Raw genomic sequence first — 12,810 nt, 5'->3', positions numbered from 1 at the left:
GAGTTTCCACGCTAACAGAGGGTGTTGGCCACGGCACCTGTCAGATCTGACAGGTGCCGACTGACGGCAGGCGAAAAAAAACCGGGCGGTCATCGCTGACCGCCCGGTTTTTCACAAGCAGATGAAGCGCTTACTGCACTTCTACCGCCAGGCTTTCGCTGATCTTCTGTTGCCAGATCGCAGGGCCGGTGATGTGCACCGATTCACCTTTGCTGTCCACCGCGACGGTGACCGGCATGTCCTTGACCTCGAACTCGTAGATCGCTTCCATGCCCAGCTCGGCAAACGCCAGCACCTTGGACTTCTTGATCGCTTGCGCCACCAGGTAAGCGGCACCGCCGACGGCCATCAGGTACACGGCCTTGTTGTCCTTGATCGCGTCGATGGCGGTCGGGCCGCGCTCGGACTTGCCGATCATGCCCAGCAGACCAGTCTGCTCGAGGATCTGACGGGTGAACTTGTCCATCCGCGTGGCGGTGGTCGGGCCAGCCGGGCCAACCACTTCGTCACCGACCGGATCTACCGGGCCGACGTAGTAGATGAAGCGACCTTTCAGGTCTACCGGCAGGGTTTCGCCCTTGTTCAGCATCTCGACCATGCGCTTGTGTGCGGCGTCGCGACCGGTGAGCATCTTGCCGTTGAGCAGGACGGTTTCACCCGGCTTCCAGCTCTGCACGTCTTCCGGGGTCAGGGTGTCGAGGTTGACGCGACGGGCCGACGGACCGGCTTCCCAGACGATTTCCGGGTAGGCGTCCAGCGGTGGCGCTTCCAGCGAGGCCGGGCCGGAACCGTCGAGCACGAAGTGCGCGTGACGGGTGGCGGCGCAGTTCGGGATCATGCACACCGGCAAGGAGGCGGCGTGGGTCGGGTAATCCATGATCTTCACGTCGAGCACGGTGGTCAGGCCACCGAGGCCCTGGGCGCCGATGCCCAGCTGGTTGACCTTCTCGAACAGCTCCAGACGCATTTCTTCGATGCGGTTCTGCGGGCCACGGGCCTTGAGCTCGTGAATGTCGATGGATTCCATCAACACTTCTTTTGCCATCACCGCGGCTTTCTCGGCGGTGCCGCCGATGCCGATGCCCAGCATGCCCGGCGGGCACCAGCCGGCGCCCATGGTCGGAACGGTCTTCAGTACCCAGTCGACGATCGAGTCGGACGGGTTGAGCATGGCCATTTTCGACTTGTTCTCGGAACCGCCGCCCTTGGCCGCCACGTCCACTTCCACGGTGTTGCCCGGGACGATGGAGTAGTGGATGACCGCCGGGGTGTTGTCCTTGGTGTTTTTACGAGCGCCCGCCGGGTCGGCGAGGATCGAGGCACGCAGGACGTTTTCCGGAAGGTTGTAGGCGCGGCGCACGCCTTCGTTGATCATGTCGTCCAGGCTCATGGTCGCGCCATCCCAACGCACGTCCATGCCCACACGCACGAACACGGTCACGATACCGGTGTCCTGGCAGATCGGCCGGTGGCCGGTGGCGCACATGCGCGAGTTGATCAGGATCTGCGCCATCGAGTCACGGGCCGCTGGCGATTCTTCGCGCAGGTAGGCTTCGTGCATCGCCTGGATGAAGTCCACGGGGTGGTAGTAGGAAATGAATTGCAGGGCGTCGGCAACGCTCTGAATCAGGTCGTCTTGCTTGATCACGGTCATGAGTCGCGCTCCTCTAAAAGACGGGAACATTCAATAAGGTGCCTGCGGCTTGGGTGCATCGGTCGGTCGCAGACACCTTTCAAGGCACGCCGGGGCTGCTGGCGCGACGCTAAAAAGGCGCGGCAGTATACCGCGCCTCCCTGGTGGTGACACGCGCCGGTAGTCATTCGTTGGTCGCATGGTTCGGGGAAGATTTGACGATCGGTTTTTCGCTTTCTGACCGCTGCCCTCACCCCAACCCTCTCCCGGGGGGAGAGGGAGCTGGTTTGTGTAGAGCTTGAAATGGATGTTCGACGCGATATTTCAGGATGCCGAAATCCGACAAAATATCACGGTCAGTCCCCTCTCCCTCCGGGAGAGGGCTAGGGTGAGGGGGCTTTTGGCGGTACGCGCAGGTCATGCCTTTGACGCCAAATATCCGGCCCGAAAATCAATGGTCATTTATCGACCGGGCCACTAAAGTGGCAGCCGGTCTGTAGAGTAGGACACTCGGTCAGCCTCTTATCGCACGGTGAGTCAACGATTGACCCATAACGCCATTCAACGTCTTTTGCTCAAACGCTTCGCCCTCGCTGCAGCCACCTACGGATTGGCCTTGCTGCTGCTGTGGCTGGCGTATTTCACCGGACACTACGAAGATTCGCTGGCAGGCGTCGCCGTCGGCAGCGCCCTGGTGGTCATCAGCCAGGCGACCCTGTTCGCGGTGTTTTTCTCGGGCGCCAACCTGCGCTTCTCCGACCCGAGCCTGACCGAAGCGCAAGTGCTGCTCGGTCTCGGCTGGCAGACGTGGCTGATCGCGCATCTGCAAGAGGCCCGGGGCGAGTTCCTGGTCTTCTATGTGCTGATCCTGCTGTTCGGCCTGTTTCATCTGTCGCGGCGGGCCTTCGTGCGCTGCGCGATGTTGGTGTTCTTCAGTTTCTGCGCGATCACGCTGTGGGACGGTTACCACTTCCGGCTGCACGATCCGGCACTGTCCGCGTTGCAGGCCTGCATCCTGCTGATCGTGCTGGCCTGGCTGGTGATCTATGCGCGCTTCGTCCAGACCTCGCGGCAACGCATGCGTCAACGCCGGTTTGCCTTGCAGGCGCATCAGGACACGTTGCGCGGGATGATGCGCCAGCTCGAAGACCTGGTGGCCACCGACGAACTGACCGGGCTGTTCAACCGCCGACATTTCCTGCGCCTGGCCACCCGCGAATTGAACGCGATGGAAGCCGACGTGGTGCACGGTCTGGCGCTGATCGACCTCGACCATTTCAAACGCATCAATGATATACACGGTCATGCGGCCGGCGATCAGGTGCTGCAAGCCTTCGCCGGCGTGGCCGGTGCCTGTCTGCGTGACGGTGATGTGCTGGCCCGTTATGGTGGTGAGGAATTCGTGGTGCTGCTGCCCGATTGCAACGCCGAGCGGCTGACCGCCTGTTGCGAACGGCTGCGCATCGCCTTCACCGACGTCGAACTGGTGGGCCTGAATGTGAAAAACCTTAGCCTGTCGGCGGGCATGACCCTGCTGGAACTCGGCGATGATCTTGACGACGCCTTGCAGCGCGCCGATCAGGCGCTGTACCGGGCCAAACGCGACGGGCGCAACCGTTGCGCCGCCGCGTGGGAGAACGTCGATGCCTGAACTGCGGGTCGGTGAACGACAGTGGTCGGTGGCGGCGGGCAGCAACCTGCTCGATGCCCTCAATCAGAACGGTGTGGCGGTGCCTTACAGCTGCCGCGCCGGCAGTTGCCACGCGTGTCTGGTGCAATGCGTGCAGGGCTTGCCTGCTGACAGTCGCCCGGACGCCCTGAGCGCCGAGCAACGTGATCAGGGTTGGCGGCTGGCCTGCCAGTGTCAGGTGATTGAAGACTTGCAGGTGCATACCTTCGATCCCGTCACCGATGGTCGCCCGGCCACGGTCGAAGCGCTGGACTGGCTCGGCGACAGCGTGCTGCGTTTGCGCCTGACACCCCAGCGACCGTTGCGCTACAGCGCCGGCCAGCATCTGGTGCTGTGGGCCGGCCACATTGCGCGGCCGTATTCGCTGGCGAGCCTGCCGGAAGAAGACCGTTTTCTGGAATTCCACCTCGATTGTCGCCAGCCCGGCGAATTCAGCGATGCTGCGCGCCGCTTGCAGATCGGCGACCCGATCCGCCTCGGCGAACTGCGCGGCGGCGCGCTGCATTACGACCCGGACTGGCACGACCGGCCGCTGTGGCTGCTCGCTGCCGGCACCGGGCTCGGCCCGTTGTTCGGTGTGCTGCGCGAAGCCTTGCGTCAGGATCATCGGGGCGCCATCCGCGTCATTCACATGGCCCATGACGAGCGTGGGCATTACCTGGCCAAACCCCTTGAAGCACTGGCCGCGCAGCGGGAAAACCTCAGCGTTGAACTGTGGACGGCGGCCGAGTTGCCGGGCGCTTTGGCGCAACTGCGCCTTGTCTCCCGACAAACCCTGGCTTTAGTCTGCGGTTCGACTGCCAGCGTCGACGCCTTTGCCAAGCGTCTGTTCCTGGCCGGACTGCCGCGCAATCAACTGCTGGCCGATGTCTTCCTGAGCCGTGGTTGAGCGCTGAATTCTCAGACGCGAGACCTGCCATGCCCGAAGCCATCCTCCTGCACCGCGAACGCGGTTTGCTGACCCTGCGCCTCAACCGCCCGGACAAGAAAAACGCCCTGACCCGCGCCATGTACAGCCAGTTGGCCGATGCGCTCAAGCAGGCCAATCAAGACCCCGAAATCAACGCCGTGCTGATCACCGGCAGCGCCGAGTGCTTCACTGCCGGCAATGACATCGCCGACTTCATCCAGCAACCACCAAGCGACCTCGACAGCCCGGTGTTTCACTTCATGCTCGAACTGCTCGAATGCCGCAAACCGGTGATCGCTGCCGTGGCCGGGGCGGCGGTGGGGATTGGTACGACGCTGCTGCTGCATTGCGATCTGGTGTACGTGGCGCGGGATGCGCGGTTGCGGATGCCGTTCGTTAATCTCGGGTTGTGCCCGGAGTTCGGTTCAAGCCTGATCCTGCCGCGTTTGCTCGGGCAGGCCAAAGCGTCGGAATTGTTGCTGCTCGGTGAAGGTTTTACCGGTGAACAAGCGGCGCAATGGGGGATCGCCACCGAGGCGCTGGGCAGTGGCGAAGCCGCGTTGGCCAAGGCACGGGAGATGGCGCTGCGGTTTGACGAGTTGCCGGCTGAAGCGGTGCGGATCAGCAAGCAACTGATGCGGGCGCCGGATCGCGAGTTGATTCGCAAGGTAATCGAGGAAGAGGGTGCGCTGTTCACCCAGCGGTTACGGTCGCCGGAGGCGTTGGCGGCGTTGACCGGGTTCATTCGTAAACACTAAGAGCCCCTCACCCCAGCCCTCTCCCGGAGGGAGAGGGGGCCGACCGAGTTGTTTGGGCGTTCTACATCGACCTGTTAATTTAAGTTGAGCTCAGGATCTACAAGCGCCGTAATCAGGATTCGGATCGAGCCGAACGCCTATTTTGAAAAGCCCCCGATCGGCTCCCTTTCCCCCTCGCCCCCCTTGGGGGGAGAGGGTTGGGGTGAGGGGGGGAAGGATCTCAAGCCGGGCACAAAATTCAGGTCCAACACACTAAAACCAAAAAAGCCCCGCCATTCACATGGCGGGGCTTTTCATTTACAGCAACCGGTCACTCAGACCTGCGGGTCGCCCACGTGCAGGATCTTCATGCCGTTGGTGCCGCCGGTGGTGTGGTAGCTGTCGCCCTTGGTCAGGATGACCCAGTCGCCTTTCTCCACCACGCCGCGCTTGACCAGCTCGTCGATGGCTTTCTGGCTGACTTCGTTCGGGGCCAGCGAAGCCGGGTCGAACGGCACGGTGTACACGCCACGGAACATCGCCGCGCGGGCCTGGGCTTCGCGGTGCGGGGTGAAGCAGTAGATCGGCACCGACGAGCGGATACGCGACATGATCAGCGGGGTGTAGCCGCTTTCGGTCAGCGCGATGATCGCTTTGACGCCCGGGAAGTGGTTGGCGGTGTACATGGTCGCCAGCGCGATGCTTTCGTCGCAGCGCTCGAATTCCTTGCCGATGCGGTGGCTGGAAGTCTTGCTGGTCGGGTGCTTTTCAGCGCCGACGCAGATGCGCGCCATGGCCTGTACGGCTTCCAGCGGGTAAGCGCCGGCAGCGGATTCGGCCGAGAGCATCACGGCGTCGGTGTAGTCGAGCACGGCGTTGGCCACGTCGGAAACTTCGGCGCGGGTCGGCATCGGGTTCTGGATCATCGACTCCATCATCTGGGTCGCCACGATCACCGCCTTGTTGTGGCGGCGTGCGTGCAGAATGATTTTCTTCTGGATGCCCACCAGTTCGGCGTCACCGATTTCCACACCCAGGTCACCACGGGCAACCATCACCGCGTCGGACGCCTTGATCAGACCGTCGAGGGTTTCGTCGTCGGCCACGGCTTCGGCGCGTTCGATCTTCGCCACCAGCCAGGCGGTGCCGCCGGCTTCGTCGCGCAGTTGACGGGCGTAGTTCATGTCGGCAGCGTCACGCGGGAAGGACACGGCGAGGTAGTCGACTTCCATTTCAGCGGCGAGCTTGATGTCGGCCTTGTCTTTTTCAGTCAGGGCCGGTGCGGTCAGGCCGCCACCGCGACGGTTGATGCCTTTGTGGTCGGACAGCGGACCGCCGATGGTCACCACGCAGTTCAGTTCGGTGGCGGTGGCGGTTTCAACGCGCATCACCACGCGGCCGTCGTCGAGCAGCAGCTCGTCGCCCACGCCGCAGTCCTTGACCAGGTCCGGGTAGTCGATGCCGACCACTTGCTGGTTGCCTTCGGTCAGCGGATGGCTGGTGGAGAAGGTGAACTTGTCACCGATCTTCAGCTCGATGCGCTTGTTGGCGAATTTGGCGATACGGATTTTCGGGCCTTGCAGGTCACCCAGCAGGGCGACGAAGCGGCCGTGCTTGGCAGCCAGGTCACGCACCAGCTTCGCGCGAGCCTTGTGCTCGTCGGGGGTGCCGTGGGAGAAGTTCAGACGGGCGACGTCCAGGCCAGCCAGAATCAGCTGTTCGAGAACTTCCGGCGAGTTACTGGCCGGGCCAAGGGTAGCGACGATTTTGGTACGACGGACGGACATGCAAAGACTCCTCAGGTTCAAGCGCCAGCGAAGGCTACTATGCTCGAAGGGTGTAGTCATTGTTCGTTTGCACTACTTACGATTTTCTTTTTTGAACGCGACAATCGGCGCAAACGGCTCTGAAGATTTCTCACAAAGGGTCGATACAGAGCACAAGACAGGAGAACCCCCATGCGATTGTTGCCCATTGCCGCCCTTGCCCTCAGCGTCCTCGCCGCTTCGGGCTGCACCCGTTGGTCGATGAACCATCATCTGAACAACGCTTACAGCGCCTACGACCGGGGCAATTGCGAGCAGGTGATGCTCGAACTGTCCAAGGTCGAACGCGCCAGCCGCGCCCGCCCATACGTGTGGCCGGAAGTGTCGATGATGCGCGGTCAGTGCCTGGAACGGCAAAAAATGTTTGTCGACGCGGCGCAGACCTACCAGTTCATCATCGCCTCGTACCCCAACAGCGAATACGCCTACCGTGCCCGTGCGCGTCTGGAAACCCTGCAGAGTCTGGGCCACTACCCGACCCGCAGTGCCGCCGTGGTGCCACCCGCCCGCTTCTGATGGCGGTTGTCATACAAAAGCTGGCCGGCTGTATAAGGTGAGCTATAGTCGAATGACACCGGTGCAGATGCACTCTGTACCGGCGCAACACCTGCGACTGGCATGAGCAGTAAGTGGCGAGCGCCACACCGGAAGCGGGGAGAGCGGGCCTGTCGGGCAGGTTCGTTCCGAAGCACAGTGCGGCCCGTTGACCGGGCCCTGCATGGCGATACGCTCATGTTTACCGACCGTCGAATCGAACGGCACCAGTTGCCGTATTTTCTGCGAGTGTTCAACAGCGTCACCGACAAACCCATCGGCTTTCTGGGCAACGTCTCCGAAGACGGGCTGATGCTCATCAGCCAGTTGCCGATGATGATCGGTGCCGAATTCAAATTGCGTCTGAAGATTCCGGTAGGCGATGGCTGCCAGCAGGTGATCGACCTCAGCGCCTGCTGCCTGTGGTGCCATGAAGACGCCACGCCCCGGCATTACGACGCCGGTTTCAGCCTGTTCCGCACGCCGCCGGAATACGGGCAACTGGTCGAGGCGTTGAAGCAGTACTTCAGTTTTCAGCCGTTGCCGGCTTCGGCCTGACAAAACAAAAGGGTCATGACCTGCCGCAGGTCATGACCCTTTTTTGTTACGCGCCTATCGCTATCGCCCGCTCGTTATCCAGCGTCTTTTCCGCCAGCAGCAATCCCATCTCGCTCAACTGATAGATCGCCATCGCCAGATGCCGCGGCTTGTCGTCCAGGCTGTCGGCCAGGTCGAGCAGCAGAATGCTCACCGAGGAAAAGGTCTCGTAGGTCTGGATGGCGATCGCCTCGGAGTTGATCTCGGGATCGACCTTGAACATCTGCATGCCGCGATCCACGGAATTGCGCGGTTTTTCGGCCTTGGGATTGAGGTAGAAGTCGAGGGCCCTGTGGGCTGCGTCATGGAGTTTCTTTGAATCGATTGAAGCGTAGGGGGAGACCGGATCGGGTTGATCGGTCGGGTCCTTTGGATCGGTGTCCGAAGGGGGATTTGGAACTGGCTTCTTCATGTATTTCGTACTCGTCGTTAGGGCCACCATTGGCTCGCGACTAAACGAGAAAAGGGTGGCGGCTGTAAGCAGGTTAGTCGACCGGGAGTACGTACCGGTGCGCCCGAGGGCGCCCTGCGAACAGCCACCATCGAGTGCGGGGATAGGGAATACCCGACTGGATGACGCTTATGCGCAACGTACTAAGACCCCGGGCGACTAAACCCGGCCGCTGATTGCAGCGACACGGATCAAGTTACGGGGCAACGCCAAGGCGCACAAGCCGGCGGATTCTGAGGGATTTGTAGGCAATGGCACAAGGCGTCGTAGCCCGCTGTTACGACTTGCAGGACGTTGTCGGACGGGGCTGTGGGAAGAGTTACCGCTTGTCGGGACTGTCAGATCTGTCAGGTGCGCTGGCATGACTGCTTGCCTTCGAATAGAGGAACAATAATGCGTTCCACACCTTACGCCCCAGATGCTCGGGTTACGGAGACAAGTGATGACTACCGAAATAATTTTGTATGCTGACAGTGAATCTGGCTATCTCGCGGAACTCAAGGTCCGGTACTCATGGAACCTGACAGGTACCGAGTTTACCTGTACGGCATTGCAGTACAGGGCGACAAATAATGGTCGGAAAAGTGGGAATGCGTATCTCAGAATTGTAATCGATGGAAAGAACAATGATTCCGGAGATTTTCTCAATGACAATGGCGTGCAAGATGGCCAATGGCACAACATTCAAAATAAATCATGGACAATTCGAAACGTTGTCGGCATTTTAGCTCAGCTGATATTTACCTGGACCTTCGACATAACGGGATCTGGTGACAAATACTTGGGACCGAACAACCCTCCTACTGTAGTGTTCAAACCTCGCCCCCCGCACATCAACCCGATCAAGAATTTTACTGCGTCACCCATACGCGTGACCGGCATTGACGGGATTCCCGGGTTCACCCTGCGCGTTTACAGAAATTACACCACGGACACGGACACTGCCAGCATTGCTACAAACGGCACATGGTCAGCTAATCTTCGAGTTGCTGATGGTATATCTCATATGGTTATTAATTCTCACCAGTTCAAGGGGGGGGGGGCGCAGTCCGACTATTCCAACGGTTTTCACATGTACCGAGCTGTTATCAATTCACCGGCAAATGGCGAAGTGGTGCCTTTAAAAGATCTTGTATTCGAGGGGGGCGCTGCACCCGGTACTTTAATAAGAGTTCTCAGGGCGGGCGGGACCGTCCTGTCTGTACAGGTCACTACAGACGCATGGGGCAATTGGCGGGCAGCTGCGCAGCCTGACTTGAGCTTGGGCAACGGCGATGCGGTGGTGACGGCTGAAATGGATGGCCGCACTGACGAATACACCAACGCTAGAACAATTAAGATATTGGGTTACCCGAGCATTACCAACACCCAATTGACTGTACCGCTGGGCTTCACACTGACAGGCCGTAACCGTCTATCCGGTGCCACTCTGACTGCCTACATAGGCGCCTCTAACACGGCAGTGGGAACGGCGGTGGCGGCGACAACGGATACGTTTTCCATCACGACAAACAATCTGGATCCGGGCGCTCACGCGCTCACGGTGGAGCAGTTCCATTCAGGCAAGGGGTCTGGTCGTAGCGCAGCCGTCACATTCAATGTCAAACCAGAGCAGCCTACGGTTACTTCCACCATTACAGGTGAACGAGTCAAACTGCATGGCACCGGTTTCAGGGGCGGACAAGTCCATTTTCATCAGCCCGGGAACGGTAATACTCCTTTATTCAGTGTTGATATCCAGCCGAACGGCACATTTGAATACGATGTACCGCAGACTCAGTTGCCGGGGTCTCTTCATTACTCTTGCCGGCAAAGTGTTGCCGGCGTTGGGGCGGCGCGTATTTACAGTGACGGGTGGGTTCAGTTACAGACTAGTGTCCCTGTACCAGCGCCCACGCAACTGACCAGCTCTCGAGACGGCCAGAAGCTGGTGATTTCAGGGAGAGGGTTGCGGTGGGGGGCGACTGCAGGAAAAGTGGTCATTTTCAATAATGGTCAGGACATGGGCCCAGGGGTACCCGCCGTCGAAGTGCCAGTGAATCTGGCCTGGACCACTCGATCCACCGCCGATGTTGCCCCTGGAAATTACACTCAACTGACCGCCAAAATGTGGGTCAATAATCTCTATTCGCAACCTGTGCCGGTCCCTGCGGTAATCATCCCGTCGCCCCCGCCAGTACTCACCCCCTTCACCGCACCTACCGGCCAACGTCCGCAGATCAGAGGCACTATGTGGAGTGGCTCGAAGGTCGAGGTACAAATCAATGGAGGGCCAGCCAAAACCGCTACCACAACGGGTGCCAGTTTTCACCTGGACGCCACGTCTGATTGGGCACCTGCTACTTATACGGTCAGCGTGACAGCGGAATTCGGTGGTCAAACGTCCACCCCTTCCACACAATCGCTCACCGTTCGCGCACCGCAGCCGAAAATCCTTACCACCGGAGCGGTTCCGCTCCAGGCAACCATCATTGGCGATGGCTGGCCGGGCTGCCGGGTCAGGATCTTCACGACCATCGGCAATCAGGAGCTGGGCGCAGATAACGTGAAGTCCGACGGCAAGTTCGAGATAGCCCTGTTGAAGCAAGCGGCGGGTGATCAGACCTTGTATGCCGTGCAGTACCAGTCGGATAATCCCGCAAACGCATCGGTCGAGAGTGAACGTGTGGCGGTGAAATTCGGCATGCCGATGGCCGACATCACAGTTCCACCCGAGGGCGGCATGACGCCGCGAGTGTCGACGTTCAGCGGCACAACGACTGCACGGAGCGGTACCGTCGAGTTGTGGCTTGAAAGCGTTTCGCTCCGCACCAATATTGCGATAACCAGCGGCAACTGGAGCGCGTCCGGTATCAATCTGGCCGCAGGACCTAAAGCAGTAGAGGTTTATATTCGTGATGGTGGTGATCTCAGCGCCGCGACCATTCGCAACGTGAAAGTGGTGCCTGAGAAACTGAAGATCGATTCACCCTTGACGAATCAGTACATCGGTCGTCAATTGCGGATCTCCGGGGTCGTTGCATTCCCGGGTGATAGCGTTATTGTCCAGCGATTGGGAGCCCCGTTCGACTTTCCTCCCGTCACCGTGGATGAGAGCGGTCATTGGACGGCGAACGTCCAGCACAATATGGTTGCCGGCAACACCATCGCTGCCATCGCGCGAGCCGGAGCCGGGCTGGATTCCGAGGCGTCTGACCCGATCATTTCGAAGTTGCTGCATACAGCCCCCCATATCACACAGCCTCAGGCAGGCGACAGGGTCGGCACGAAGCCGGTTTTCTCAGGGCTGGCCAGACCAGAGGCGACGGTGACCATCGCTCAATGGTTCAACAACACGATCGTACTGGCGACGATCACGGCTGATACCGATGGCTACTGGGAAGTGCAAAGCTCTGTTGAGTTGGCCGAGGGGGGGGGCTGGGTTCTGGTGCGCGATACGCTGAACGCTCAGCCTTCGGAATGGCGCAAAAGTGAGCGTTTCGAGGTCAAGGCTGCAGTGGTGGACTTTGCTGCGCCCATTCTTGGCTTCCCGCAGGAGACGCAAGAGGTGGGGCTCCAGCCAGTGTTGTCCGGTAGAGGATTGCCCGGTGCGAAAGTTATTGCCTACAAGAGCGGTGCAGGGTCGGAGGTGCTGGGGGAGTTTTTGGTGGCCCGCGACGGGAACTGGCAAGGGGCTTTGAAAAAACAGTTCCCGCCAGGGGATTTTGGGTGTACGTTGCGGCAGCAACGCGATGGAGCCTATTCGAAATGGATGGTGCCTGATCGGATGTTCAACGCGATTCAGGTGCCGGCTGGTTTTGCAAAACCGGTCATCATTAAGCCTGTAAACAATCCTGCCTTCGGCATCGAGCCAAATCCCGAAATAACGGGTACTGGCTTTCCCGGTGCTACATTGAAAGTCTATTTTCATGCCACCACGACCGTTATAGCCGAGACAACAGTGCAACCGAACGGTCATTGGGTGACCCGTTGCAAGAGCGATCTGGCGGAGGGGCCGCACCAACTGGCGGCGCAGCAGGAACTCGACGGCAAAGTATCCGCATGGTCCGGCATCATTATCAATGTTAACGTCCGCGCCAATCTCACCGATCCTGTCTGTACCAGCCCCACTGATGGCGAGGACGTTTCCAGCAACCTTGTGCTCCGCGGACGGGCCATGCCCGGAGCGGAGCTGGATCTTTATTGGCTACCTGGCGGCAATTACCTGGAAGGTGTTGGTATTGCCAATAAAGACGGATTCTGGATCATAAAGGTGTATGGCCTGCCGCCTGGTGAATCCAGCTACAAAGCCAGGGCGAGGTTTGGCGGGGTTGTTTCTGGATGGACACGAGAAATCAAAGTCAACATACAAAACTTCGGCTGACCCTTCAGCCAGAATCCTACAGGCCCTCCAAGAGGGCCTTTTTTACGAAAGCAGTCAAACACGCCGATC

General features: G+C 59.9%; 9 protein-coding genes. 6 read left to right on the top strand and 3 right to left on the bottom strand.

The genetic code is table 11. From position 1 onward, the window contains the following. Positions 1-130: 130 nt before the first annotated feature. Positions 131-1,654 carry a fumarate hydratase gene (locus M5B98_RS09730; protein ID WP_007960181.1) on the bottom strand — a complete coding sequence of 508 codons (1,524 nt, stop codon included), beginning with the start codon at positions 1,652-1,654 and terminating at the stop codon, positions 131-133. A 523-nt stretch (positions 1,655-2,177) separates the two neighbouring features. Here M5B98_RS09730 and M5B98_RS09725 point away from each other — a divergent pair. From M5B98_RS09725 to M5B98_RS09715, 3 genes are read left to right on the top strand one after another with little or no spacing between them, the layout of a single operon-like run. After that, the gene (locus tag M5B98_RS09725; protein WP_248742579.1) at positions 2,178-3,284 is read left to right on the top strand and encodes a sensor domain-containing diguanylate cyclase; all 1,107 of its coding nucleotides are present in this window, start codon (positions 2,178-2,180) and stop codon (positions 3,282-3,284) included. Continuing rightward, positions 3,277-4,212, top strand: a complete 936-nt coding sequence (locus M5B98_RS09720) for an iron-sulfur-binding ferredoxin reductase (RefSeq protein WP_248742578.1) — start codon at positions 3,277-3,279, stop codon at positions 4,210-4,212. Before M5B98_RS09725 ends, M5B98_RS09720 begins: the two co-directional genes overlap by 8 nt. A gap of 29 nt (positions 4,213-4,241) precedes the next feature. Next, positions 4,242-4,991 carry an enoyl-CoA hydratase-related protein gene (locus tag M5B98_RS09715; RefSeq protein WP_248742577.1) on the top strand — a complete coding sequence of 250 codons (750 nt, stop codon included), beginning with the start codon at positions 4,242-4,244 and terminating at the stop codon, positions 4,989-4,991. A 314-nt stretch (positions 4,992-5,305) separates the two neighbouring features. Here the strand turns inward: M5B98_RS09715 and pyk are convergent, their stop codons facing one another. Next, the gene (gene pyk, locus M5B98_RS09710; RefSeq protein WP_085697206.1) at positions 5,306-6,757 is read right to left on the bottom strand and encodes a pyruvate kinase; all 1,452 of its coding nucleotides are present in this window, start codon (positions 6,755-6,757) and stop codon (positions 5,306-5,308) included. Between the two features lie 171 nt (positions 6,758-6,928). On the opposite strand from pyk, the gene M5B98_RS09705 reads away from it, so the two are divergent. Then, positions 6,929-7,312, top strand: coding sequence for a tetratricopeptide repeat protein (locus tag M5B98_RS09705; protein ID WP_085709591.1), 384 nt, complete (start codon positions 6,929-6,931; stop codon positions 7,310-7,312). A gap of 216 nt (positions 7,313-7,528) precedes the next feature. After that, positions 7,529-7,888: a PilZ domain-containing protein gene (locus tag M5B98_RS09700; RefSeq protein ID WP_119427833.1), complete on the top strand. Its 360-nt coding sequence runs from the start codon at positions 7,529-7,531 to the stop codon at positions 7,886-7,888. A 46-nt stretch (positions 7,889-7,934) separates the two neighbouring features. Here the strand turns inward: M5B98_RS09700 and M5B98_RS09695 are convergent, their stop codons facing one another. Then, a complete protein-coding gene (locus tag M5B98_RS09695; protein ID WP_114885113.1) occupies positions 7,935-8,339 on the bottom strand; it encodes a DUF6124 family protein in 405 nt (134 codons plus the stop codon). A 481-nt stretch (positions 8,340-8,820) separates the two neighbouring features. Between M5B98_RS09695 and M5B98_RS09690 the strand changes: the two genes are divergently transcribed. Beyond that, complete coding sequence (locus M5B98_RS09690) at positions 8,821-12,741, top strand: hypothetical protein (protein ID WP_248742576.1); 3,921 nt, start codon at positions 8,821-8,823, stop codon at positions 12,739-12,741. Positions 12,742-12,810 lie beyond the last annotated feature (69 nt).

It is taken from the genome of Pseudomonas sp. MWU12-3088 (assembly GCF_023242405.1).
GTDB classification, from domain to species: domain Bacteria; phylum Pseudomonadota; class Gammaproteobacteria; order Pseudomonadales; family Pseudomonadaceae; genus Aquipseudomonas; species Aquipseudomonas kribbensis.
The sequence above is the reverse complement of the archived record's forward strand: the minus strand, read 5'-3'. Positions and strand labels throughout refer to the sequence as shown.